24 protein-coding genes and 4 tRNA genes are annotated in these 24,165 nt (G+C 69.3%); 19 read left to right on the top strand and 9 right to left on the bottom strand.

Annotation, left to right across the window (positions count from 1 at the left end; all coding sequences use genetic code 11):
• Window positions 1-115 precede the first annotated feature (115 nt).
• On the bottom strand, window positions 116-1,102 hold the full coding sequence (locus ABZ319_RS34000; RefSeq protein WP_354990651.1) for an NAD(P)H-quinone oxidoreductase: 987 nt from the start codon (window positions 1,100-1,102) through the stop codon (window positions 116-118).
• 158 nt (window positions 1,103-1,260) lie between these two features.
• Here ABZ319_RS34000 and ABZ319_RS33995 point away from each other — a divergent pair, with 158 nt between their 5' ends.
• From ABZ319_RS33995 to ABZ319_RS33970, 6 genes are all read left to right on the top strand, one after another.
• Complete coding sequence (locus tag ABZ319_RS33995) at window positions 1,261-1,398, top strand: hypothetical protein (protein WP_354990650.1); 138 nt, start codon at window positions 1,261-1,263, stop codon at window positions 1,396-1,398.
• Window positions 1,399-1,481: 83 nt separating this feature from the next.
• A complete protein-coding gene (locus tag ABZ319_RS33990) occupies window positions 1,482-2,654 on the top strand; it encodes an alpha-hydroxy-acid oxidizing protein (protein WP_354990649.1) in 1,173 nt (390 codons plus the stop codon).
• A gap of 72 nt (window positions 2,655-2,726) precedes the next feature.
• Window positions 2,727-3,284: a MarR family transcriptional regulator gene (locus ABZ319_RS33985; protein WP_354990654.1), complete on the top strand. Its 558-nt coding sequence runs from the start codon at window positions 2,727-2,729 to the stop codon at window positions 3,282-3,284.
• 12 nt (window positions 3,285-3,296) lie between these two features.
• Window positions 3,297-3,381: transfer RNA gene (locus ABZ319_RS33980), tRNA-Ser, on the top strand.
• A gap of 164 nt (window positions 3,382-3,545) precedes the next feature.
• Window positions 3,546-4,577, top strand: coding sequence for a HoxN/HupN/NixA family nickel/cobalt transporter (locus ABZ319_RS33975; RefSeq protein ID WP_354990653.1), 1,032 nt, complete (start codon window positions 3,546-3,548; stop codon window positions 4,575-4,577).
• Between the two features lie 22 nt (window positions 4,578-4,599).
• Window positions 4,600-5,658 (top strand): alpha/beta hydrolase family protein, encoded by a 1,059-nt coding sequence (locus ABZ319_RS33970; protein WP_354990648.1) that lies wholly within the window; start codon window positions 4,600-4,602, stop codon window positions 5,656-5,658.
• An 84-nt stretch (window positions 5,659-5,742) separates the two neighbouring features.
• Here ABZ319_RS33970 and hisC read toward each other — a convergent pair whose 3' ends face one another.
• Entirely contained in the window at window positions 5,743-6,816 is a 1,074-nt protein-coding gene (hisC, locus tag ABZ319_RS33965) for a histidinol-phosphate transaminase (RefSeq protein ID WP_354990647.1), read from the bottom strand.
• Window positions 6,817-7,031: 215 nt separating this feature from the next.
• Between hisC and ABZ319_RS33960 the strand changes: the two genes are divergently transcribed.
• The 3 genes from ABZ319_RS33960 (at window position 7,032) to ABZ319_RS33950 (ending at window position 8,051) form a co-directional block, all read left to right on the top strand.
• The gene (locus tag ABZ319_RS33960; RefSeq protein ID WP_354990646.1) at window positions 7,032-7,760 is read left to right on the top strand and encodes a dienelactone hydrolase family protein; all 729 of its coding nucleotides are present in this window, start codon (window positions 7,032-7,034) and stop codon (window positions 7,758-7,760) included.
• Between the two features lie 88 nt (window positions 7,761-7,848).
• Window positions 7,849-7,938, top strand: a tRNA-Ser gene (locus ABZ319_RS33955).
• 40 nt (window positions 7,939-7,978) lie between these two features.
• Window positions 7,979-8,051, top strand: a tRNA-Arg gene (locus ABZ319_RS33950).
• 110 nt (window positions 8,052-8,161) lie between these two features.
• On the opposite strand, the gene ABZ319_RS33945 is transcribed toward ABZ319_RS33950, so the two are convergent.
• The 4 genes from ABZ319_RS33945 to dcm all read right to left on the bottom strand — a co-directional run bounded on the left by ABZ319_RS33945 (window position 8,162) and on the right by dcm (window position 11,393).
• Entirely contained in the window at window positions 8,162-8,878 is a 717-nt protein-coding gene (locus tag ABZ319_RS33945) for a maleylpyruvate isomerase family mycothiol-dependent enzyme (RefSeq protein WP_354990645.1), read from the bottom strand.
• The gene (locus ABZ319_RS33940) at window positions 8,875-9,612 is read right to left on the bottom strand and encodes a DUF998 domain-containing protein (RefSeq protein WP_354990644.1); all 738 of its coding nucleotides are present in this window, start codon (window positions 9,610-9,612) and stop codon (window positions 8,875-8,877) included. Before ABZ319_RS33940 ends, ABZ319_RS33945 begins: the two co-directional genes overlap by 4 nt.
• 25 nt (window positions 9,613-9,637) lie before the next feature.
• Window positions 9,638-10,123 carry a very short patch repair endonuclease gene (locus tag ABZ319_RS33935; protein WP_354990643.1) on the bottom strand — a complete coding sequence of 162 codons (486 nt, stop codon included), beginning with the start codon at window positions 10,121-10,123 and terminating at the stop codon, window positions 9,638-9,640.
• Between the two features lie 127 nt (window positions 10,124-10,250).
• On the bottom strand, window positions 10,251-11,393 hold the full coding sequence (dcm, locus tag ABZ319_RS33930; protein WP_354990652.1) for a DNA (cytosine-5-)-methyltransferase: 1,143 nt from the start codon (window positions 11,391-11,393) through the stop codon (window positions 10,251-10,253).
• A gap of 166 nt (window positions 11,394-11,559) precedes the next feature.
• On the opposite strand from dcm, the gene ABZ319_RS33925 reads away from it, so the two are divergent.
• On the top strand, window positions 11,560-12,162 hold the full coding sequence (locus ABZ319_RS33925) for a putative glycolipid-binding domain-containing protein (protein ID WP_354990642.1): 603 nt from the start codon (window positions 11,560-11,562) through the stop codon (window positions 12,160-12,162).
• 48 nt (window positions 12,163-12,210) lie between these two features.
• Here the strand turns inward: ABZ319_RS33925 and ABZ319_RS33920 are convergent, their stop codons facing one another.
• Window positions 12,211-13,158: a prephenate dehydrogenase gene (locus tag ABZ319_RS33920; protein ID WP_354990641.1), complete on the bottom strand. Its 948-nt coding sequence runs from the start codon at window positions 13,156-13,158 to the stop codon at window positions 12,211-12,213.
• 58 nt (window positions 13,159-13,216) lie between these two features.
• On the opposite strand from ABZ319_RS33920, the gene ABZ319_RS33915 reads away from it, so the two are divergent.
• The 4 genes from ABZ319_RS33915 (at window position 13,217) to ABZ319_RS33900 (ending at window position 15,148) form a co-directional block, all read left to right on the top strand.
• Window positions 13,217-13,756, top strand: a complete 540-nt coding sequence (locus tag ABZ319_RS33915) for a tRNA adenosine deaminase-associated protein (RefSeq protein ID WP_354990640.1) — start codon at window positions 13,217-13,219, stop codon at window positions 13,754-13,756.
• Window positions 13,757-13,764: 8 nt separating this feature from the next.
• Entirely contained in the window at window positions 13,765-14,220 is a 456-nt protein-coding gene (locus tag ABZ319_RS33910; protein WP_354990639.1) for a nucleoside deaminase, read from the top strand.
• Between the two features lie 54 nt (window positions 14,221-14,274).
• Window positions 14,275-14,362 (top strand) — tRNA-Ser (locus tag ABZ319_RS33905).
• 267 nt (window positions 14,363-14,629) lie between these two features.
• Complete coding sequence (locus ABZ319_RS33900; protein WP_354990638.1) at window positions 14,630-15,148, top strand: hypothetical protein; 519 nt, start codon at window positions 14,630-14,632, stop codon at window positions 15,146-15,148.
• A gap of 2 nt (window positions 15,149-15,150) precedes the next feature.
• On the opposite strand, the gene ABZ319_RS33895 is transcribed toward ABZ319_RS33900, so the two are convergent.
• Entirely contained in the window at window positions 15,151-16,074 is a 924-nt protein-coding gene (locus tag ABZ319_RS33895; RefSeq protein ID WP_354990637.1) for a MerR family transcriptional regulator, read from the bottom strand.
• Window positions 16,075-16,145: 71 nt separating this feature from the next.
• On the opposite strand from ABZ319_RS33895, the gene acpM reads away from it, so the two are divergent.
• The gene (gene acpM, locus ABZ319_RS33890; RefSeq protein ID WP_354990636.1) at window positions 16,146-16,451 is read left to right on the top strand and encodes a meromycolate extension acyl carrier protein AcpM; all 306 of its coding nucleotides are present in this window, start codon (window positions 16,146-16,148) and stop codon (window positions 16,449-16,451) included.
• A gap of 86 nt (window positions 16,452-16,537) precedes the next feature.
• Here acpM and ABZ319_RS33885 read toward each other — a convergent pair whose 3' ends face one another.
• Window positions 16,538-18,844 (bottom strand): MMPL family transporter, encoded by a 2,307-nt coding sequence (locus ABZ319_RS33885; RefSeq protein WP_354990635.1) that lies wholly within the window; start codon window positions 18,842-18,844, stop codon window positions 16,538-16,540.
• A gap of 202 nt (window positions 18,845-19,046) precedes the next feature.
• Between ABZ319_RS33885 and ABZ319_RS33880 the strand changes: the two genes are divergently transcribed.
• The 4 genes from ABZ319_RS33880 to ABZ319_RS33865 all read left to right on the top strand — a co-directional run bounded on the left by ABZ319_RS33880 (window position 19,047) and on the right by ABZ319_RS33865 (window position 23,935).
• Entirely contained in the window at window positions 19,047-19,631 is a 585-nt protein-coding gene (locus ABZ319_RS33880) for a helix-turn-helix domain-containing protein (RefSeq protein ID WP_354990634.1), read from the top strand.
• A 34-nt stretch (window positions 19,632-19,665) separates the two neighbouring features.
• Complete coding sequence (locus tag ABZ319_RS33875; RefSeq protein ID WP_354990633.1) at window positions 19,666-20,181, top strand: Rrf2 family transcriptional regulator; 516 nt, start codon at window positions 19,666-19,668, stop codon at window positions 20,179-20,181.
• A 62-nt stretch (window positions 20,182-20,243) separates the two neighbouring features.
• On the top strand, window positions 20,244-21,977 hold the full coding sequence (locus tag ABZ319_RS33870; RefSeq protein WP_354990632.1) for an ABC transporter ATP-binding protein: 1,734 nt from the start codon (window positions 20,244-20,246) through the stop codon (window positions 21,975-21,977).
• The gene (locus ABZ319_RS33865; RefSeq protein ID WP_354990631.1) at window positions 21,974-23,935 is read left to right on the top strand and encodes an ABC transporter ATP-binding protein; all 1,962 of its coding nucleotides are present in this window, start codon (window positions 21,974-21,976) and stop codon (window positions 23,933-23,935) included. Before ABZ319_RS33870 ends, ABZ319_RS33865 begins: the two co-directional genes overlap by 4 nt.
• The last annotated feature ends 230 nt before the right edge of the window (window positions 23,936-24,165 follow it).

The raw sequence follows: 24,165 nt of genomic DNA, 5'->3' as shown, positions 1-24,165 counted from the left end.
GTTCGCGGCCCGGAGGTCTCGTTCTTCCCTCCCTCCGCTCCTCCGCTTCGCTCCCCCGCTCCACTCAGTCCAGAACGAGACGGCCGCGAACCTTGTTGCGGGGGTGTCAGGTCGGTCAGTTCACCCGCAGTACAACCTTGCCGACGGTGTCGGGCGAGTCGAGCAGCCGATGTGCCTGTGCCACTTCGGTGATGGGCAACTCCGCGGAGATGATCGGGGCGACCGCGCCCTCGGCGACGAGCGGCCACAGGTGCTCGCGCAGCTCGATCATGATCTCGGCCTTGCCGCCGGGCCCGGCGGCCGGGCGGCGGCGCAGATTGGTGGCGTGGATGGTGCCGCGCTTGCCGAGCAGCGCCGCGAGATCCAATTCCGCTTTCACCCCGCCCTGCATGCCGATCACCACCAGTTGCCCGTCCTCGGCCAGCGCCCGCACATTGCGATCCAGATAGGCTGCGCCCATATTGTCGAGAATGATGTCGGCGCCGGGCTTTTCGGCCGCCAGCACCTCCACGAAATCCTGTTCGCGGTAATTGATGAGGATGTCCGCGCCCAATTCCCGGCAGCGCGCCAGCTTGCGATCGGACCCGGCGGTCACCGCCACCCGCGCGCCCAGCGCCCGCGCCACCTGGATGGCGTGGGTGCCGATCCCGCTGCCGCCGCCGTGAACCAGCAGCAATTGCCCGCGGTGCAGGCCCGCGGTCATGACCAGGTTGGACCAGACGGTCGCCGCCACCTCCGGAAGCGCCGCCGCCGCAACCACATCCAGACCCGCGGGGATCGGCAGCACCTGCGTCGCGGGCACCAGGACCCGTTCGGCGTAGCCGCCGCCGGACAGCAGCGCGCACACCCGATCGCCCACCCGCGGCTCGGTGACCCCCGGCCCGGTCGCCGCGACCGTGCCCGAGCACTCGAGTCCGAGGATCGGGCTCGCCCCCGGCGGCGGCGGATACAGCCCGCGCCGCTGCAGCAGGTCGGCGCGATTCACCCCGGCGGCCGCGACCTCGACAATCACCTCCCCGGGCCCCGGTGCGGGCAGGTCCTCGACCTGCGTCCAGGCCATGACCTCGGGATCGCCGAATCCGTCGAGAGCTACCGCATACATGAAAACGAGCCTACGACGGCGTCCGGGCGATTACTGTCAGGCCGTCCTCGGCGAGCGCACAGCATCCTGTCAGCTTCGTGGTACACGGTGGAGTCGAACACGATGCCGGACGCGCTGGTGCGGCGCCGTGGGAATCAATGCCCCTGAAAGGAGAATCCATGATCGGCTTTCTGACCGCTCTGGGTGCCATGACCCTGTTGGCCGCGATGGCCATTTCCGGTTTCATCGCCGCCGACCAGCCGCGTGTGCTGGTTCGTGTGCGCGCGAATGATCGCGATCCGCGCCGCGGCCGATAGCCGGAACCTTTCCGGAAGTTACGCTCCGGGAAAGAATTTCCGACAGTCCGCGCGCGCGGGCGGCACCCGCTAGCGTGTGCGCGATGAGCGGTTTCGTCGACTTCCAGAACGAGATATATCTCGCCGGACTCGCGGGCGTGTTGCCCGCGCTACCGCTGACGGCGGCGGGTCTGGAGCGCCGCGCGCGGGAGGTCCTGGATCCGGCGGCCTTCGCCTACGTGGCGGGCAGCGCGTCGGCCGAGCGCACCGCCGTCGCCAATGTCGCGGCCTTCGAGAAATACCGGCTCATGCCCCGGGTCCTGCGCGGCGCGAGCGCGCCGGGCGCACGGGATCTCTCGGTCGAGGTGCTCGGCACCACGTTGGCCGCGCCCGTTCTCACCGCGCCCATCGGCGTGCTGGGGCTGCTGCACGACCGCGGCGAGGCCGTGGTCGCCGAGGTGACCCGCGAACTCGGCATCGGCATGGTGCTCTCCACCGCCGCCTCCACCACGATCGAACAAGCCGGCGCGGCCGCGGGGGAGTGGTGGTACCAGCTGTACTGGCCCAACGACCCCGAGCTGGCCCGCTCGTTCGTCGAGCGCGGCGAAAAGGCCGGGGCCAAAGCGATTGTCGTCACCGTCGACACCCCCGCGCTGGGGTGGCGGCCCCGCGATCTGGAACTCGGGCACCTGCCGTTCCTGCACGGGCAGGGCATCGCCAACTACCTCGCCGATCCGGTCTTCCGCGCCAAACTCCCCGCGCCGCCGGAGGAGAGCGAGGAGGCGATGCGCACGGCGATCCTCACCTGGGTCGGGCTGTTCGGCAATCACGGCCTGCGGCCCGCCGACATCTCCCGGTTGCGCGAATGGACCTCGCTGCCCATCGCGGTCAAGGGCGTGGTGCACCCCGACGACGCCCGCCAGTGCGTGGACGCGGGCGCGGACGCGGTGATCGTGAGCAATCACGGCGGCCGCCAGGTGGACGGCGCCGTCGCGGCGCTGGACGCGCTGCCCACCATCGTGGCCACCGTCGGCGACCGCGCCGAGGTGCTCTTCGACTCCGGGGTGCGCGGCGGCTCCGATGTCATGATCGCGCTCTCGCTCGGCGCGCGGGCCGTGCTCTACGGCAGGCCCTGGGCGTACGGGCTCGGCATCGCGGGCCGCGACGGCGTACGGCACGCGCTGCGCGCACTGCTGGCGGACTTCGATTCGGCCATGGGCCTCTCGGGCTGCACCACCCCGGCGGAACTGAACCGCACCATGATCAGTCGTGCCTGAAAGGGTTACGGGCGTGCTGTTTTCGCTGCTCGGGCGGGCTCGGAACGTTCGCTTGGCTAGACTGTTCGCGTGATTGTCGAACCCGGGGGCCGCGTCGCGGCCGAACCGAGGTGGCTCACCCCGGAACAGCAGCGCGCGTGGCGGGCGTACATGGACGGCAGTCAGCGTTTGATGGCCGAACTCAACCGCCAGCTCCAGCGCGACAGCGCGCTGTCCCTGGCCGACTACCGGATTCTGGTGAAGCTCTCCGAGGCGCCCGGCCGGGCGCTGCGCATGAGCGATCTCGCCGACGGCGTGCTCTCCTCGCGCAGCCGTCTCACCCATCAGATCCGGCGGCTCGAGGCGCAGCGCATGGTCCTGCGCACCGCCTGCGCGGACGACGGCCGCGGGGTACTGGCCCAGCTCACCGACGAGGGGCTGCGCCGCCTGCGCGCCGCCGCGCCCGGCCACGTGGCCGCGGTCCGGCACTACTTCATCGACATGCTCACCCCGCAGCAGCTCGCCGCCGTCGCCGCCGCGCTGGAGGTGGTCGATATCGCCACCGATCAGCCGGCGGACCGACCGGCGCGCACCCGGCCCGCGGCCGCCCCGGAAAACGGGAGCGCGCGACCCGCGGCGGGGCACTGTTAGGATCGAGCCCCTGGAAGCGTGGCAGAGCGGCCGAATGCACTCGCCTTGAAAGCGAGCGTTGTGAAAGCAACCGGGGGTTCAAATCCCTCCGCTTCCGCTGCCCGATCCGCGATCACGAACCCTCGCGTGCCGAGTCGCGGATCGTTCGGTTACGGCCGAGAATCGAGACCTACGGCGGCACATCGCTTTTCGAGCGGGGTGTCGCCGTAGGCGTCATCGGGTTCGGAAGTATCGAGGTGTCTTGTGCGTAGCTGGGTCGGTATGGGTCTCGCGGTGGCGGCGCTGCACGTGCTCGGGTGGGGCACCCTTTTGCTGTTCGTGGTCCCCGGGCACTATCAGGTGCAGGGCGCGGTATTCGGGGTCGGGCTCGGCGTCACCGCCTACACCCTGGGCATGCGGCACGCGTTCGACGCCGATCACATCGCGGCCATCGACAACACCACGCGCAAACTCGTCGCCGAACACGGGCGCGAACGCACCCACACCGTCGGATTCTGGTTCGCCCTGGGACATTCCAGCATCGTCTTCCTGATGGTCGGGTTGCTGGCCATGGGCGTGCGCGCGCTGATCGGACCGCTCGAGGACGAGAACTCGTCCCTGCAGACCTGGACCGGGCTGTGGGGCACCAGCGTGTCCGGGCTCTTCCTGATCGCCATCGGCCTGCTGAATCTGGCGGCGCTGCTGGGGATCTGGAAGGTCTTCCGGCGCATGCGCGCGGGCGAACTCGACGAGGAGCGCCTGGAACGCGCCCTCGACAATCGCGGCCTGCTCAATCGCGTGCTGGGCCCGGTGGTCCGTCTGGTGCGCAAGCCCTGGCAGATGTACCCGGTGGGCCTGCTGTTCGGCCTGGGCTTCGACACCGTGACCGAGGTGGGCCTGCTGGTCATCGCCGGCGGCGCGGCGGCGACCGGATTGCCGTGGTACTCGATTCTCGTACTGCCCGTGCTCTTTTCGGCCGGAATGACGCTTTTCGACGCACTGGACGGTTCGTTCATGAGCTACGCCTACGACTGGGCCTTCGCCCGCCCGGTGCGCAAGATCTACTACAACCTGGTGATCACCGGCCTGTCCGTGGCGGTGGCGCTGCTCATCGGCGTACAGGAGATCATCTCCATTTTCGTCGAACGCCTCGACATCACTTCGGGTTTCGTCGGCTGGATCGGAAATCTCGATCTCGGCGATCTCGGATTCGTCATCGTCGGCCTGTTCGCGGGCACCTGGGCGGTGGCAATAGCGGTGTGGCGCTTCACCGATGTGGAGACTCGCTGGGAGCGGGACCTCGCCGCCGAGTGAGATTTTCTGGCAGGATGGCCGGGTGGACAGCCGCCGTCATGTACGGCGTCGCCTCGTCGGCGCCCTTGCCAGCGCCGCACTTCTCGCCGGTGCGGCGGTACTCACCTCTCCGCTCTCGCTCGCGGAACCACCGCCCGTGGGCGGTTCCGGATCCAACGACGAACCCCCACCCGGACTCGACCCGTCCCACCCCACCCGCGCTGCCATCCGCCGCGTGGAGAACATCGGTGACAGGCTGGTCCAGGTCTCGGTGTCCTCACCGGCCATGGCCCGCACGGTCGACGTCCAGGTGCTGCTACCCGCCGAGCGCACCGGCCCCCGCCCGACCGTCTACATGCTCGACGGCCGCGCCGCCGCCCCCGACGCCAACAACTGGGCACAGCAGGGCGGCGCGGTGGATTTCTTCGCCGACAAGAACGTCAACGTGGTCTTCACCCTCGGCGGGCCCGCCAGCTACTACACGGACTGGCAGCAGGCCGACGCCAAACTCGGCACCAACCGCTGGGAGACCTTCCTCACCCGCGAGCTGCCGCCGCTGCTGGACGCCCGCTTCGCCGGCAACGGCGTGAACGCGCTCACCGGCGTCTCCATGGGCGCCGAGGCGGCCATGATGCTCGCGGTGCGCCACCCGGACCTGTACCGGGCGGTGGCGGCGCACAGCGGCTGCTACGCAATGAGTTCGGACTTCGGCCAGGCGCAGGCGCGCGCGGTGATCGGCACCTTCGGCGGCGATCCGGACAATATGTTCGGGCCCGCGGAGGATCCGGCCTGGGCGGCGCACGACGTGCTGAACCAGGCCGACCGCCTGCGCGGCAAGGCCATCTACCTGTCCTCGGGCAGCGGGCTGCCCGGCCAGTACGACACACCCGCCAATCCGGACATGCGCAGCGCCATCATGTTCGGCGGGCCGATCGAGGCCGGTTCGGACATGTGCACCCAGCAGCTCGCCGAGCGCCTCGGGCAGCTGGGCATCCCGGCGACGGTCAACCGGCGGCTGACCGGAACCCATTCGTGGCCGTACTGGGCCGAGGAACTGCCCCGATCGTGGCCGACGCTGGCCGCCGGCCTGGGGATCGGCTGACCCCGGACCCGGGGATCGGCCGGTGCGGGTCGGGACCGCCGCATGCCGCCGCGGGCGCGGCGGCGAGGGCGTCCGCGGGGACCCTCAGCCCGCGAACCGCGCCGCGACGGCCGGATCGGTGGCGAAGGCCAGGAACAGATCGTTCTCGTGCGGATCGCCCGCGGTGACCCGCACGCCGTCGGCGCCGTAGGGCCGCACCAGCACGCCCGCCGCCGCGCTCGCCTCGCCGAAGGCCACGCTCTGCTCGCCGAGCGGCAGCCAGACGAAGTTCGCCTCGCTGGCGGGGACCCGGTAGCCCGCCGCCAGCAGCGCGTCCCGAATGCGATCACGCTCGGCCACAACGGCATCGGTGCGTTCGAGGAGTTCGTGCTTGGCCTCCAGGGAGGCGATGGCGGCGGCCTGCGCCAGCCGGTTCACGCTGAAGGGGATGTGCACCTTCATGAGCGCGGTGATGACCGCCGGATCGCCGACCGCGTAACCCACGCGCAGCCCGGCCAGGCCGTACGCCTTCGAAAACGTGCGCAGCACCAGCACATTCGGCCGGGTCCGGCCCAATTCGACGCCGTTGGGCTGATCCGGCAGCCGCAGGTACTCGTAGTACGCCTCGTCCAGCACCACCAGCACGTTCGCGGGCACCAGATCCAGGAAGCGCGCCAGTTCCGCCTGGCCCAGCGCGGTACCGGTGGGGTTGTTCGGGTTGCAGACGAACACCACGCGGGTGTTCGGGGTCACCGCCGCCGCCAGGGCGTCCAGGTCATGGGTGAACTCGCTGTCCAGCGGCACCTGCACGGCCTTGGCCCCGGCCACCCGGGTCACGATCGGGTACGCCTCGAACGAGCGCCAGGCGAACAGCACTTCGTCTTCGGGTGCGAGGCAGGTGATCTGCACCAGTTCCTGGCAGATGGCCACACTCCCGCAACCGGCCGCGACGTTCTCCACCCCGACGCCGTGGAATTCCGCGATGGCCGTGCGCAATTCGACGGCCTGATTATCGGGATACCGGTTCACCACTTCGGCGGCCTCGGCGATGGCCTTGGCGACCGAGGGCAGCGGCGGGAAAGTGGTCTCGTTGCTGGCCAGCTTCACCGCCCCCGGATTGCTGCGGCCGGCGACGTACGCCGGAATGGCTTCGAGGTCCGGACGGATGTGCGCGCTCACCCCTCCACCCTATGTTGCGGGGTCCGGGCGATATCCGGGTGGTGTTCGCAGCGGCCCCGAACGCCGCCGCGCGGCCTGTCCCGGGGCGCGCCGGCAGCATTGCGGCAACGCCGCTGAAATGTTGCCGCACTATCGGCCGTAGCGGAATTCCGCCGGATCCCAGCACCTCTCAAAAGATTTATCGCGAATTTATCTAGCGCAACTACGCTGGCTCCATGGCGGGCATTTACCGAGATCTAGCGCCCGTGCACGACGCGACCGGAGTACCCCTCACCGTGATCGAACCCGATGGTTACGCGCGCGGTGGCATCGTCGTCCTGCACGAATCACGCGAATTCACCGACCCATTGCTGGAACTCATGCGGTCGCTGGCCGACGACGGGTGGACCGTCATCGCGCCGGACCTGTTCCATCGGGAGGAACCGCGGGCGGCAGATCCGGTGGACTCGCCGGTGATCAACGGAGCGCATCCGGATCAGGTCTTCGGCGCAGACCTGTTCGCCGATTTCGACGCCTGCTTCGAATGGCTGACCGGTCGCGGGGTCTTCCAGGACTGCGTGGGGGTCATCGGCTTCGACTCGGCCGGAACCGCCGCCGCCCTGGTGGCCACCAATCGCCGGCTCGGCGCCGCGGTCAGCATCGCCGCCCCCGGGATCGACGCCCCGCTCACCCCGCAGGCCGTGGCCCTGGAAGCGGCCGCGCCCGGCCTCAAGGCGCCCTGGCTCGCGCTCTTCGGCGCCGACGATCCGCGCACCCCGCCCGAACAGGTCGACCGCCTGCGCGACTCGGCCGCCCGCGCGGACGTGGCCACCCTGGTCGTCACCTACCCGGGTCTGGCGCACCGTCCCGACCATCCCGGTTTCGACCCCGCCGCCCGCGAGGACGACAGCGTGCTCGACGCACAGGCCAGAATCTTCGATTGGTTCGACAGTCACCTGCGTTGACCAGCCGTTTTGCCTATTGGTCAACCCCTGTGTAATCTTTCGTCCCGGCGGTTCGAAAGGACCGGCGCCCTCGTAAGAGAAGGCTCCAGGAGGCGTGCCAGAGCGGCCGAATGGGACTCACTGCTAATGAGTTGTCCCTTCACGGGGACCGGAGGTTCAAATCCTCTCGCCTCCGCCAAGCCCGGTTCGCCGGGCTGCTAGACCAACTGAATAACCATGCGCCCGTAGCTCAACGGATAGAGCATCTGACTACGGATCAGAAGGTTAGGGGTTCGAATCCCTTCGGGCGCACAGTAGGCGGTCCCGCACCAGCAGGTGCGGGACCGCTTTCGTTGTGTCGGGGGCCTCGATCGCGTTGCGGCGCAATCACCTTCGCGCCGGCGACGCGAGTGTGGCGTTACTCACTTCCAGGCGGTCAGGGGCGGCAGGTCGCCGGTGAGGTCCGTGCCGGGGGAGCGGCCGATCAGCCAGGCGGCCAGGGCCGCGGCGGAGCCGGTGATCTCGGTCTCGGGCTCGCCCACGACGCCGGTGTAGCCGGTGTCGGTGGCCCGCACGGTGAATCCGGGGCCGCCGGCGGCCGCCCGGTCCGCCACGGTGACCGGCAAAAGGCGGTCCACGAAGGCCGAGGGCCAATCAGCCGGGGTGTAGCCACTATTGAGGTCCACGTGGTGAATCTCGACCTCCAGCAGGCGCATCCAGGGCACGCGGGTCGCGGGCACCTCGCCGCCCGCGCGATTGCGGACCGGGGTGGGCCAGCGGTCGGCGGGCATGACGCGAGCCAGGGACAGCCAGCGTTCGGAGGCGGCGGCCAGATCCTCGAGTTGCTCGCGCAGCGGGCGCGGCGCACCCGCCTCGATATCGGCCTCGCGCAGGAACGCGCTTGCGTACTGCGGGGTTTCGATGCCGGTGCGCGCCCACAGCAGCAGATTCACCAGGCTGTCCGCGTTGCGCGACAGATGGGCCAGCACATGCCCGCGGGTCCAGCCCGGGAGCAGGGAGGGATCCACCAGATCCGCGTCCTGCAGGTGTTCGGCGGTGTGGAGCAGGCGGGCCGTCGCGGCCGCGACGGTGTCGAGCCGGTCGGGTATCCCGGTGAGTTCCGGTGCTTCGCTGGTCACCAGCCGACCCTAACGGGAGCCGGCGAATCTCGTTCGGCCACAGCGATTTGCACCGCGAGCGCGAGCAACCACAGCGACATCGCGCCGACCTGGATGCGTTGGGCGATCCCGAGGCCGTAGTCGCCGGGCAGGTTGTCCGCGATCAGCATCCACGCGGTCACCGCCGAGCCCAGGATCAGGATCCAGAGCCCGGTGTGCCGCAGTACCGGCCACTTTCGGTATTTGAACGCGCCCACGGTGAAGGCCACCATCGCGATGAAGATGGCGAACACCGACACGCTGCTGGTGAGCGCGTGCACCTGGTGCAGCTGCGGGAACAGGCCGCCGTCCGGCCGCGGCGAGTTCGGGTCGGCCGGCTTCAGCGACCACTGCGCGTCCGCGATGGTGGCCAGGCCGAAGCACAGCAGGGCGATCCAGCCGATGGTGAAGTAGCGCCGGCGCGGGGTGAACAGGATCAGCCCGCCCAGGCCAGCCAGGGCCAGCAGCACACCGGTCACGGTGTCGCCGGTGGTGAAGACCCAGTTGTAGGGCGCGCCCTCCTCGGCGAGCTGGCTCAGGAAGGTGTCGGTGGGGTCGGCGTCGATCGGGAGCACGAACTCCAGGACCCAGGAGGAGTACGTGATGCCCGCCAGGGCGATGCACGCGACCACGCACCACTGCAGGACGCGGCGGATGCGGGAGGCGGCGGGGGCCGCGGAGTCGGTTTGCGCCTGGAGTCGCTCGGTGGGCGTCATCGCCGGATCTCGCTTTCGGTGGGCGTCACTCCTGTCCGGACCGGTCGGTCTGTCCGCTGATAGCTCCATTGTTGCCCACCGGTCCGGAACGGCCACCGGGCGCGCTGGTCACAATCCGCATGACCAGGTCGGCGGCGGCCGCGGCGGGCTCGTGCTCCCAGACCCGCACCACCGTCCAGCCCGCCGCCGCGAGCCGGGCGTCGGTATCGCGGTCGCGGGCCACGTTCCCCGCCAGCTTCTCGGCCCACCACTCGGCGTTGTTCTTGGGAAAGGTGGCGTGCTCGGGGCAGCTGTGCCAGAAACAGCCGTCCACGTACACCGCGACCCGGCGGCGCGGGAACACGAGATCCGCCCGCCGGCGCAGCTTCGGCAACGGCGCGCGATCCACGAAATACCGGGCGCCGCGCCGGTGCAGCTCCCGCCGCAGGGCCACCTCGGGTTTGGTCCCGGCCCGCTTCTGCTTTGCCATGCGCGCACTGGTCGCGGCATCGGTCCCCGGTCGCGCGCTCACCGCGCCGGGTCGCTCGGATGAAAGGTCATGGGACTCCTGCGTGCACGGGCCCCGCGATGGCCGGGGCCACTCCTGGTTACACGCGGCGCGCGGGCGCGGCAAGTGCCGGGCGGTTCCGGCGTGCGGGCTAGGCGGCCTCGCGCGGGAAGCCGCCCATGCGATCGAGGTGGTTCTCCACATCGGCGATGAAACCGGGCGGGAAGCGCAGCGTGCCCATGGTGGTGCGGCGCAGGAAGCCCGCGGTGGCGCGCGCCGAGAGCAGCCGGACATCGTCCAGGAACCAGCGCAGATCCTCGTACGGCGCGTGCACGGGCCAGGTGGACACCGGAACCCGGAACACCGCGCCGTCGCGGCCCCACGCCGCGTCCGGCCAGGCCCGGCGGATGTGCGGGATGCCCTCGGGGAAGTCGTCGTCGGCCGGATCGGCCAGCCGTGAGCCGACCCATTCCGCCATGCGCACGCTCACCGCGTTGCCGACCAGCTTCCAGCGATGACCCGCGCGCACGCCGGGCACCTCCAGCGCCGGGGTGGTCCAATCCCGATCGAAGCCCTGTAGTCGTTCGGCGTCGGTGATGCCGGGGGTGACGAGCTCACCCGAGGGCAGCCGCACCGCGGGCGGGCTCGCGATGCCCAGCGCCGAACCGCCCTTGAGGGTCGGCACCGCGTTGACCGCCCAGCCGAGCCCGCGATTGCCCTCGGTCCAGTAGAAGCCGCACGGATCGTGTTCCGGATCGCCGACGGTGTGCGGCCCGGCGTCCGCGCCGAACAGCACCGGGCGCGGATCCTCGGTGCGCGAGGCCAGCATGAGCACCCGCTGGCGGCGCTGGGGCAGGCCGAACGAGCGGGCGTCGACCACCCGGTACGCCCAGGTGTAGCCGAGTTCCTCCAGCGCGGCGGTGATGTGCCGCATGGCCGCGCCGCCACCCAGTTGCAGCATGAACGGCACGTTCTCCATCAGCAGCCAGCGGGGTCCGCGTCTGCGCCGCACCAGGCGGAACACCTCGTCCACCAATCCCGAACGGGCGCCGGTGATTCCGGCGGTGCGGCCGGCCTGGGACAGGTCCTGGCAGGGGAAGCCCGCGGCCACCAATTCGGTGCCGGCGGGCAGCGAGCGCAGGCGCTTCACATCCGAGTGCAGATCGACCCCGGGAAAGCGCGCGGCCAGCACCGCCTGCGCCCCGGCGTCGATCTCACAGAGCAGTTCGCTGTCCCAGCCGTGCGCGGCGAGTCCGAGTTCGAGCCCGCCGATCCCGGCGAACAGCCCGACCATCCGCGCGCCAGCCACAACATTTCCTTCCGACCCTGTGTCCCCGTATGCCCGCGAATACGTTACTCGAGTGTCCCCGTGCCGCTCTCCCGCAACACCAGGCACAACGGACTACTCCGGCCCGCGCGTGATCACCGGACCAAGAACACCTGCACGTACGGTTATAGGCGTGACGGAGAGCGGAAGCGAGGACTCGAAACCGGCGGCGGCCAAATGGCCGTCGATCCTGACCTGGCGGGCGCACAACGCGTCCCGGATGGAATCGGTTCGGGTGGTGCTGAGCGGCAATCGAATTCGCGCCGCGGGCCGCATCATCGCCGGCGACTGCGCCGATCACCCCGCCTTCAGCGCCTCCTACGATCTGGTCACCGACGAGAACGGGGTGACCCGCAGGCTCTCGCTGCGCAGCACCCTGGCCACCGGGGAGAGACACGCCTCGATCGCCCGCGACGAGGAGAACTACTGGCTGATCGACGCGGGGAACACGCACGTGCGCTCCACCTTCGGCGGCGCGCTCGACGTGGACGTGGTGCTGAGCCCGTTCTTCAACACCCTGCCCATCCGCCGGTACGGGCTGGCGCACGCCAGCGAGGACGTGCAGGTCCCGGTCGTCTACGTGCGCCTGCCGGATCTGCTCGTGCAGGAGGCGAGCGTCACCTACAGCAGCGGTGCGGACGGCATCCACGTGCTGTCGCCGGTCTCCAGCGCCACCGTCACCGTGGACACCGACGGTTTCGTGCTCGACTATCCCGGTCTGGCCGAACGGGTCTGAGCCCGCTCGGCGTCCGCTCCGGCGCGCGGCTCAGCTCCGGTGCGCGGCTCAGAGCGATTCGATGACGCCCCCGCTGCGCCCGGCATCGGCCAGGCGCTCGCGCCAATCCGGGTCCCCGGGGCGAATGTCGGTGATGGCGAAGCGCTCGTTGTCCTCGTAGTCCACCCGGGCGTCGTGCCCGGCCTCGGCCAGCTGGGCGATGGTCCCGCCGGAGTGCAGACTCGCGCGCGCGTCGTTCAGCACCCGCAGGGTGTCGTCCAGCACCTCGAGCAGGGCCGCCGCGTTCGGTTCGCAGATGGCCCGCACCAGGTCCGCCGCGGTGCCCGCCACCCGGGTGCCGTCCCGGAACGATCCGGCCGCCAGGCCCAGGGCCAGCGGACCGCCGTTCGCGCCCGCGATCGCCAGTGCCTCGGCCAGCACGTGCGGCAGATGCGAGATCCGCGCGACCGCGCGGTCGTGCTCCTCGGACAGCACCGGGACCACGACCGAGCCGCAGTCCAGGGCCAGCCGGGTCACCCGCTCCCAGGTGTCGCGCGGCACGCCCGGATCCACGCTCACCGCCCACGCCGCGCGCTGGAACAGATCCGGGGTGGTGGCGGCCCAGCCGGACTCGCTGGTCCCGGCCATGGGGTGCCCGCCGACGTAGGTGGCGCCGAGCTCGTGCGCGTGCACGGCCGCGGCCACCGGGGCCTTCACGCTGACCACATCGGTGAGCGCGCACTCGGGCGCGAAGATCTTCACGTCGGACAGGATTCGATCGACCGCGGGCATGGGCACCCCGACGACGATGAGCGCGTCCTGTTTCGCGGCCCGCCGCAGCACGGTCTCGATATCGCCGAGCACGTCGAAATCATCGGCCCGCGCCGCGCGCACGCCGGCCTCGGACCGATTGAATCCCCACGCCTCGTATCCGGCCGCGGTGGCGGCGCGCAGCACCGACCCGCCGATCAAACCGGCGCCCAGGACACACACGGCAGCTTTGGAATGGCCCGTCATGCGATCAGATTGGCATACGACTTCAACATTTCCCCCGAAGCGGACTACCGTTGCGCCCATGGCAGCACAGCGCTCGAGCACGAACAGGGCGGCGTCGGATGAGTACGACGACGTGGAAGGGTTCGCAGTAGCGGTTGTCCGCGAAGAAGCCAACTGGAAAGTGACGCCGCTGAGCGCGGCGGCACTGCACAGTCTGTCCGCGGCCGAGGACGAGATCCGGGAGCTGCGGGCCTCCGGCGCGGTCTTCGGCCTGCTCGATATCGACGACGAATTCTTCGTCATCCTGCGACCGGGGCCGACCGGCAGCCGGATTCTGCTCTCCGACGCGACCGCGGCGATCGACTATGACATCGCCGCCGACGTCCTCGAGGAATTGAACATCGAGATCCCGGACATCGATCCGGACGAACTCGACGACATCGATCCGTGGGAGGAGGGCGACCTCGGCGTGCTGTCCGATCTCGGCCTGCCCGAGCCGGTGCTGAGCGTCATCCTCGCCGAGACCGATCTCTACCCGGACGAACAGCTCGGCATGATCGCCCAGCGCCTGGGCTTCGCCAACGAGCTGTCGGCCGTGCTGGACAAACTCCCGCGCTGATCCCGCCGATGCGCTCCGACGAGGCGATGATCCGGGCGGCCATCGACGCCGCGGCCGCCGCCGGCGATCGCGACGTGCCCGTCGGCGCGGTCGTGTTCGCCGCCGACGGCACCGAGCTCGCGCGTGCCGCCAACGCCCGCGAGGCCCTGGGTGATCCGACCGCGCACGCCGAGGTGCTCGCCCTGCGCGCGGCCGCCCGGGTCGCGGGCGACGGCTGGCGGCTCGAGGGCGCGACCCTCGCGGTGACCCTCGAGCCCTGCACCATGTGCGCGGGTGCGCTGGTGCTCGCCCGGGTGGGCAAACTCGTCTTCGGGGCCTGGGAACCCAAGACCGGTGCGGTCGGCTCGCTGTGGGACGTGGTGCGTGACCGACGTCTCAACCATCGGCCTCAGGTGCGGGGCGGAATCCTGGAGTCCGAATGTGTCTCTCTCCTGGACGATTTCTTCCGATCGCAGCGTCTTTAGCGCTCTCTCCAGCCGATTTCGGTATTCGCGGTCGGGTCCGGTAAAGTCACCGGCGGTGGCGTGTCCGAGCGGCCTAAGGAGCACGCCTCGAAAGCGTGTGAGGGGTAACCCCCCTCCGAGGGTTCAAATCCCTCCGCCACCGCTGCGAAAGCCCCTCACCTGCTGGTCAGGTGGGGGGCTTTTCCTATGCTGGATACTGCAGGCCCGATTTCGGTGTGGAACTCGATCGTTCGGCGCCATCGATGTCGACCGTGATGTCGCGTGGAACCGAGTGTCGCCGGGCTGAGGGAGAATACGGACATGACGAATACGTTCAGCACACTCAGACAGCAGTCCGGGGTATCGGCGGCCGCGGTGCCGACCGATGCCACGGCCCCCGCCGGCGGCTGATCCCATGTCGGAGTGGGAGATGCCGGGACGGGGTTCGCTACCGGAGCCCGACGCGAACAGGTTCGACGCGGTGGAACGACTACGCCGCAAGCTCGAACGTCTCGAGGCCGCGAAAACCGATCCGGCCGAGACGGATCCGCCCGCCGCGGACGATGACGGCGCATCGGCCAGGCTGACCCGCCTGCCCCGCCGTCCCCGGCGCATGACCGAGGAGCCCGCCGAGCCACCGCGCCGGCAGTGGCAGCCCGACGGAGTTCCCCTCTACGATCCCGCACCGACCCGCCCCGTCACCCGCTCGGAGTTGCAGCGCGAGACCGGCTGGTGGCCCGCCGCGTCTCCGCCGCCCGGCTTCGAGGCGCCCGCCGCGCCGGCCGAGCCCGCTTCCGGCCCGGACGCCGGTGTCATCGACCTCACCGCCTTCCGCCGCAAACGGTCCGGCGACGACGCCACCTCGTTCGGCGGCATCCGCCGCATGGCCAAACCCCGCCGGATCACCCCGGCCACCGACCCGGACGCCGCCCCGCCCCCGCGGGACTGACCTCAGTTCACGACCGCGGCGTCCGCCAGCGCCGCGCGCAGCCAGCCGTGCGCGGTCCCCACGGTGACCCGGTCGTCGAGCAGCCGCGCGGTCAGCGCCCAGAAGCGCCGCGCCCGCGGGTCGCCGTCCGCGGCCCCGGCCGCCAGCCGCGCGCGAAATCCGGGTGAGTCCCGTTCGCCGTGCGCCGCCGCGTGCGCCCGCACGAACCGGTCCAGCTCGGCCCCGGCCCGGGGCCCGACCCCGTCCCCGACGTGCCGCACGACCTCGCACATGACATCCCCGACCGCGGCGTAGAGCCGGTGCGGATCACGCACCGACGCCGGGTCCGCACGCCAGAGCTGCTGCCGCACAGCGTCGGTCAGCTCCGGGTCGCAGGCGAGCGCGGTCAGCTCGGCGTAGTCCAGCAGCTGCGCGACCGTCGGCTCGCCGGGCGGTTCCGGCACGTTCCAGCAGACCCAGGCGTCGATCTCGTACCGGGGAATCCGGGGCAGCGCGCGGTGCCAGAAGCGGACGAGGCGCTCGTGCGCGGCGTCGCCGTCGCCCGCCACCTCCAGCAGCGCGAGCCGGGCGTCCCGCTGGTGCGGCGCGGCCGCGTCCATCGCCCGCAACGCGGCCCGTCGCCAGGCCAGTGCCCGGAATTCGCTTTCCACCCGGGCGCTTTCGGCCGCGACCGCCTCGGCGATCGATCGATTCCCGTGCAGCACTTCGGCGATGGCCGTCAGTCCGAGCCCGAGCGCTCGCAGCCGCCGGACCAGGCGCAGTCGCTCGGCGGCGGTATCCGCGTCGAAGGTCCGGTGCCCGCCGCCGCTGCGCTCGGACTCGAGCAGCCCTTCGTCGCAATAGAACCGGATCGTGCGCACCGCCAGGCCGGTCCGGCGCGCCAGCTCCCCGATGCCGATGCGCGGCGTTCGTGTGCCGTTCGTCACAGGCTGTTGCACCTCCACCCCGCTGGAGTTCCTAGCGTAGCGGCGGAAACGAGTGCGGCCGAAAGGAAATCGTGGCTACAACCAGAGAAGAGATCATCGCGGGCATCGCCGAGATCGTGGAGGAGGTCACCGGCATCGAGGCCGCGGGCATCTCGATCGAGCAGTCCTTCGTGGCCGATCTCGAGATCGATTCGCTGTCCCTGGTGGAGATCGCCGTGCAGCTCGAGGACAAGTACGGGGTGAGCATTCCGGACGAGGACATGGCGAGCCTGCGCAGCGTGGGGGACGCGGTCGCGTACGTCGAGCGGATGGCGGTGGCGCGGCCGGAGCTGGCGGCTCGGCTGGCATCGAAACTCGAGCGGGGGCAGGGCGATTGAACGGGTGAGGTGACCGGGCGCGCCCGGAACGGCACTCGGCCCCCGTCCGGAATGGACGGGGGCCGAGTGGGTTTCGGGTTGTTCGATCAGCCGACCGGGGCCGGGTCCTTGTCCAGGACGACGGCGTCGGGCTTGCGCTGCAGCTCGCGCAGCTTGGTCCCTTCGACGTCGATGTCGGGCAGGATCCGGTCCAGCCACGCCGGAATCCACCAGGCCCACTTGCCCATCAGGACCAGCAGGGACGGGATCAGGATCATGCGGACGATGAAGGCGTCCAGCAGCACGCCCGCGGCCAGCGCGAAACCGAAGGTCTTGGCGGTGGGATCGGATTCCAGGATGAAGGAGCCGAACACCGAGATCATGATGATCGCCGCCGAGGCGACCACGCGGGCGCCGTGGTGGTAACCGCTGATCATGGCTTCCTTCGGGGACTTGCCGTGCACGAACTCCTCGCGCATCCGGGTCACCAGGAACACCTGGTAGTCCATGGCCAGGCCGAAGACCAAGCCGATCAACATGATCGGCAGGAACGACACCAGCGGGTGCGGATCGGAGATCAGGCCGAGCGCGCCCTCCTGGAAGATCAGCACCGTCGCGCCGAAGGTGGCCGCCATCGAGAGCAGGAAGCCGAGGGCGGCGGTGAGCGGCACCAGGATGGACCGGAACACCAGGATGAGCAGGACGAACGCCGCGCCGGCGACCAGCGCCAGGTACGGAACGATCTTGCTCAGCAGCACGTGGTCGACATCCGCGTAGATGGCGGTGGTGCCGGTGATGCCGTACGCCATGCCCGGGAACTGTTCCGCGAGAGCGCTTTCCGCGTCACGAGCCTCGCTCACCAGATCCTTGGTGTCCTGGTTGTTCGGCCCGCGCTCCGGCACGGCGTTGAGCATCGCGCCCGCGCCGTCCTTGCTGAGCTGCGGCTCGGTCACGTACGCCATGCCCGAGTAGCCCTCGAGCTTCTCGCGCAGCGCGTTCACCGCGGGCTCACGCTGGCCCGGGGCGACGTCGGCGAGATCGACCACGACCATGAGCACGCCGTTGCTGCCCTCACCGAAGCCCTCGGTGCGCACGTCGTACGCCTTGCGGACGGTGCTGGTGGTGGGCAGGCTGTCGTCGCCCGGCAGGCCCAGCTGCAGTCCGGCGGCCGGCGCCGCCAGCAGACCCAGCACGATCACGCTCAGACCCAGCGTCAGCGCGGGGGCCTTGGCGATCAGGCGGGCGAAGCGGGTGCCGTTGCTGACGTTGGTGTCGTCCGCCGTGTCGTGCTTGGCGACCAGCGGCAGCTTCGGCTTGAACAGGTACTTGCCGATGGCGCCGATCAGCGCGGGCATCAGCGTGATGGCCGTGAGCACCGCGAACGCGGCCGCGATGGCGCCGCCCAGACCCATGAAGGTCATGAACTCGACGCCGACCATGCTCAGGCCGCCGAGCGCGATGATGACGGTCAGACCGGCGAACACGACCGCCGAACCCGCGGTGCCCAGGGCGACGCCTGCGGCCTCCTCGGGTGAATCCTGCACGGCCAGTTCGGATTTGTACCGGGACACGATGAACAACGCGTAGTCGATGGACAGCGCGATGCCGATCATCGACGCGAGGAACGTGGTGAAGCTCGGTACCTCGATGATCGAGGTGCCGACGAAGATGAGGGAGGTGGCCGCGCCGAGTCCGATGATGGCGGTGACGATCGGGACGAACGAGGCCACGATCGCGCCGAAGGCGATCATCATGACCACCAGCGCGACGGCCATGCCGATCAACTCGGACTTACCGCTGGGCTGTTCCTGCTCCATGGCGATGGAGCCGCTCAGTTCCACGGTCAGTCCGTTGTCGCGCGCGGCCTGCGCCACCTGGTAGGCGGCCTCGCGGTTCTCGGCGGTGATGTCGTTGAACTTGGCGATGGTGAACGGAACGTTCAGCGTCGCGACCGTATTCGGCTCGGTGGCGTTGAGCACGTTCAGCGGTGCGGAGGTGCACTTGGACAGGTCGGGCTTGTCCACGAGGCAGCCCATCTCCTGCGCCTCGGTGACCGGGTTCGCGATCGGCTTGTCCTTGGCGACGATGCCGAGTTCACCGATCTTGGTGATCAGGGCGTTGATCTCATCGACGTTCTTCTTGTCGGTGAGCTTCTGCCCCTCGGGCGCCTGGATGACATAGGTGCCGGTCACGGCCTCGAACTTGAACGCCTCCGAGGCGCCCGGGAAGTGCTTGTCGAGGATTTCGTTGGCACGAGCGGACGGCAGCTCCGGCATGCTGAAGTCATTGCTCATCGGTTCTTTCAGCTGCGCGCCGAGCCCGCCGAGCAGCATGAACAGTACGAGCCAGACGGGCAGGACGATCCATTTGCGGCGGAAGGCGAATTTGCCCCACCGGTACAGGTATACGGACACGACGGGTTCTCCTGGGCGCTGGTGTATGTGCTGATGTGCGGTAGACAGCACTGCCGCGGGAGCTTCGTCGGTACGCTCCCCGCCTCCACATGAAAATTTGCCTACCGTGCGGTAGGTAGACTACCGAGGAGTTAAGCGGAGGAACAACCTCGATTATGAGCGACGGGGCTCGCTCTCCGGCGAGTGGTGAGAGGATGATCGCATGGTGGTCCGGAGCGCGGCGGGTACTGTTACCGCAGGTAGAAGCACAAAAATTGCGATTCGGGACGCCGCGATCGAGCTATTTGCCAGCAAAGGTTTCGAGCAGAGCAGCCTGCGCGAGGTGGCCGATGCGGTAGGAATCACAAAAGCCTCCCTCTACTATCACTACGCTTCCAAGGTCGATCTGCTCGAAGCGATCATCGAGCCCGTGGTCGACGACATGCGCACCCTGGTGGAGAGCCTGGACGCCCGCGTGTACTCCGCGGCCAGCGTGCGCGCGGTCCTCACCGAGCATCTGCGGTCGAGCCTGAGCCACCGCACCGCGGGCACCCTGTGCATGCGCGACACCGTCGCCATCCTCAACGCCCTCGGTGACCGCTATCCCGACCTGATCGAGATGAGCCGCCGGCTGTGCACGTGGCTGGCCGGTCCGGCCGCCGGCGACGAGGCGGTGCTGCGCGCGCACGCCGCGGTCCAGGTGCTGGGCGCCGCGCTGGTGTCCGGCGACAGCGTGCCCGACGCCTCGGAAGAACTCATCGAACGCGTACTGCTCGACGCCGCACTCGGCGTGCTGAGCCCGGAATGATAGAAAGTGACGACTTATTTCGTGAGGGGGACCCGTGCATATCACCGCGAAGGTTGATTACGCGGTGCGCACCCTCGTGGAAATCGCGAAGGCGCAATCGGATTCGGTGAAAGCCGACGCCATCTCCGGCGCCCAGGACATCCCGCCCAAGGTGCTGGAATCGGTGGTGTCCGATCTGCGCAAGGGTGGTCTGGTCACCAGTCGCCGCGGACCGGACGGCGGTTATCGGCTCGGCCGGCCCGCCGCCCAGATCAGCATCGCCGATGTCATTCGCGCGGTGGAGGGCCCGCTGGCCTCGGTGCGCGGGCAGCGGCCCGAGGATGTGGACTACGCGGGCGCGGCCGAACCCCTGCAGCGGGTGTGGATCGGCCTGCGGGTGAACATCCGTTCCGTGCTGGAACGCGTGACCATCGCCGACATCGCACACGATCTGCTCCCGTCCTTCCTGGACGAACTGCTGCACGATCCGGATGCCTGGACCCGGCGCACCCGTGCCACCGGCGGGAACGCCGCGCAGAGCTGGCCCGATCTGGACCAATCGGACATATAGCCAGGGGCGCGCCCGAAACCATCGTTCCGGGCCGCACCCCTTGCCGGTAGCCTGCGAATATCATGTTGATCAGACTTCTCCGCACCTATCTGGCGCCCTATCGCCCCCAGCTGGCGGGGGTCGTAGTGCTTCAGCTGATCTCGGTCATCGCCATGCTCTACCTGCCGAGCCTCAACGCCGACATCATCGACGAAGGCGTCACCAAGGGCGATATCGGTTACATCTGGAGCACCGGCCTGCTCATGCTCGGGGTCACCGGCGTGCAGATCATCGCCCAGGGCCTGTCGGTCTTCCTGGGTTCCCAGGCGGCGATGGGTGCGGGCCGCGATATGCGCGCGGCCCTGCTGCACCGGGTCGGCACCTTCTCCGCGCGCGAGGTCGGCGTCTTCGGCGCGCCCTCGCTCATCACCCGCAATACCAATGACGTGCAGCAGGTGCAGCTGCTCATTCTGATGAGCGCGACCATCCTGGTGATGGCCCCGATCATGTGCGTGGGCGGCATCGTCATGGCGCTGCGCGAGAGCATGGCGCTGTCCTGGTTGCTGCTCATCGCGGTGCCCGCGCTCGGGTTGTCGATGGCCTTCATCATCACCCGCATGGTGCCCGGATTCCGGCGCATGCAGGAACGCATCGACGTGGTCAATCGCGTACTGCGCGAACAGATCACGGGCATTCGTGTGGTGCGCGCCTTCGTTCGCGAACGCCAGGAGGCGTGGCGATTCGGCGTCGCGAACTCGGAGCTGACCGAGCAGTCGCTGTTCGTGGGCCGCTACATGGCGCTGATGTTCCCGCTGGTCATGCTGATCTCGAACGTGACCGCGGTCGGGGTGATCTGGTTCGGCGGGCACGCGGTCGACGACGGCACCATGCAGATCGGCTCGCTCACCGCGATGCTGTCCTACATCATGCAGATCCTGACGGCGGTCATGATGGCCTCGTTCCTGGCGATGATGGCCCCCCGCGCCACGGTGTCCGCCGAGCGCATCGCCATGGTGCTGGAAACCGAGTCCTCGGTGGCCGAACCGGAGCGGCCGCAACCCTTCCGGGGCGATCCGGCCGCGGTGGAGCTGGGCTTCGCGGAGTTCAAGTTCCCGGGCGCGGAGAAGCCGGTGCTGCGGTCGATCCGGTTCCGCGCCGAGCCCGGGACCACCACCGCCATCGTCGGCGCGACCGGCGCCGGCAAGACCACGCTGGTCAACCTGATTCCCCGGCTGATCGACGTCACCGACGGCGCGGTCTACGTCGGCGGCACCGACGTGCGCGAACTCGATCTCGAGCTGCTGCGCAACCAGATCGGCCTGGTGCCGCAGAAGGCGTACCTGTTCTCCGGCACCGTCGGCTCGAACCTGCGCTACGGCAAGCCGGACGCGACCGACGACGAGCTGTGGCACGCGCTGGAGATCGCGCAGGCCGCCGACTTCGTGCGGGAGATGCCGCAGGGCCTGGAAACCCCTGTCGCGCAGGGTGGTACGACGGTATCCGGCGGTCAGCGCCAGCGCCTGGCCATCGCCCGCGCACTGGTGCGCAAACCGCGCGTCTACCTGTTCGACGATTGCTTCTCGGCGCTGGACGTCGCCACCGACGTGCGGGTGCGGGACGCGCTCCGGCCCGAGACCGCCGACGCGTCGGTGATCATTGTGGCGCAACGCATCTCGACCATCCGGGACGCGGATCAGATCGTGGTGCTCGAGGACGGCGCGATGGCCGGCATCGGCACCCACGAGCAATTGCTCAGGGACTGTTCGGAGTACAGGGAAATCGTGGAGTCGCAGTTCAGCGCGGAGGAAGTGCGATGAGGCCCGGAGCCCCGAATCCCGGTGCGCCCGATGCCAAGGCGCGGTCCTTCGGCCCTTCGCTCAAGCGTCTGCTGCGCCGTTTGGCGCCCGAGCGCACCTATCTGACAATCGTTTTCGTGCTCGCCGTGGCATCGGTGGTGCTCAACACCCTGGGTCCGCAGATCCTGGGCCGGGCCACCAACCTCATCTTCGACGGCGTGGTCGGCAAACAGCTGGGCCAGGGCCTGCCGCCGGGCACCACCAAGGACCAGGCCGTCGAGTCGCTGCGCCAGAACGGCGACAACACCTTCGCCGACATGCTCGCCAGCATGAACGTGATTCCCGGTGTGGGCGTGGACTTTCACGCCGTCGGCAATGTGCTGGCCATCGTGCTCGCGCTGTACATCGGCTCGTCGGTCTTCGGCTGGCTCGAGGCGTACCTGCTCAACGTCGTCATCAACCGGACGGTCAAGCGGCTGCGCAACGAGATCGAGGAGAAGATCCACCGCCTGCCGCTGAGCTACTTCGACGCCGCCCCGCGCGGCGACGTGCTGAGCCGCGTCACCAACGATGTCGACAACGTGGCACAGTCGCTGTCGCAGACCATGAGTCAGCTGCTCATCTCGGTACTCTCGGTCATCGGCATCCTCGGCATGATGTTCTGGATCTCCTGGCTGCTGGCGCTGATCGCGCTGGCCACCGTGCCGCTGGCGATCATCGCCACCGCACTGATCGCCAAGCGCTCCAAGCCGCACTTCGTGGATCAGTGGAAGACCACCGGCGAGGTCAACGCGCAGGTCGAAGAGGCGTTCACCGGGCACGAGGTGGTGAGCGCGTTCGGCCGCGTGCGCGAGGTCGGGCAGCGTTTCGACGAGACCAACGACAAGCTGTATCAGGCGTCGTTCAAATCGCAGTTCATCTCCGGGCTGATCATGCCGACCATCATGTTCCTGGGAAACCTGAACTACGTGCTGATCGCCGTCGTCGGCGGGCTGCGGGTGGCCTCGGGCCAGCTGTCCCTGGGCGAGGTGCAGGCGTTCATCCAGTACTCGCGCGGCTTCACCCAGCCGCTGACGCAGATCGGTTCGATGATCAATCTGCTGCAGTCGGGCGTGGCTTCGGCCGAGCGCATCTTCGAGATCCTGGACGCGGACGAGCAGGTCCCCGATCCCGAGGTCGAGGACAAGCGGCCGCTGGATCGCGGCCGGGTGGCCTTCGAGGACGTGTCCTTCCGGTACGAGCCGGACACCCCGATCATCGAGGGGCTGTCGCTGGTCGCCGAACCCGGGCACGTGGTGGCCATCGTCGGCCCGACCGGCGCGGGAAAGACCACGCTGGTGAACCTGCTCATGCGGTTCTACGAGGTGGATTCCGGCGCCATCACCATCGACGGGGTGGACATCACCCGCATCAGCCGTGACCAGCTGCGGTCGCGCATGGGCATGGTGCTGCAGGACACCTGGCTCTTCGGCGGCACCATCCGGGAGAACATCGCCTACGGCAATCCCAACGCCTCCGAAGCCGAGATCATCGAGGCCGCGCGGGCCGCGTACGTGGATCGTTTCGTGCACGCCCTGCCGCACGGCTACGAGACCATGATCGACGAGGAGGGTTCGGGCGTCAGCGCCGGCGAGAAGCAGCTCATCACGATCGCGCGCGCGTTCCTGGCGAAGCCGTCCATCCTCATCCTGGACGAGGCCACCAGCTCGGTCGACACCCGCACCGAACTGCTGGTGCAGCACGCGATGGCGGCGCTGCGCCGGGACCGCACGAGTTTCGTTATCGCGCACCGGCTCTCGACGATCCGCGACGCCGATCTGATCGTGGTGATGGAGAAGGGGCACATCGTCGAGACCGGGACGCACGATCAGCTGCTGGCCAACCACGGCCCGTACTACCGCCTGTACCAGGCGCAGTTCGCCGCGGCGATCGAGGAGGACGACGAGCCGGTGGAGTCGGTGGAGTTGACCAAGTCCTAGCCGACCGCACGAACAGTAGGCCCGCCCGCACCGATGGTGCGGGCGGGCCTGCCGTGTTCGCCCTGTAGGCAATGGCGCGGGTCAACTCCAGTCCGCTGGAAGTCCGCCCCGAAGTTCGCGGCCCGCCCGGTTCTGGACTGAGTGGAGCGGGGGAGCGAAGCGGAGGAGCGGAGGGAGGGAAGAACCGGGCCAACAGGGCCGCGAACCGCCCGGAGCGAAGCGGAGGGCAC

Source organism: Nocardia sp. NPDC005978 (assembly GCF_040614455.1).
Lineage (GTDB): Bacteria > Actinomycetota > Actinomycetes > Mycobacteriales > Mycobacteriaceae > Nocardia.
The sequence above is the reverse complement of the archived record's forward strand: the minus strand, read 5'-3'. Positions and strand labels throughout refer to the sequence as shown.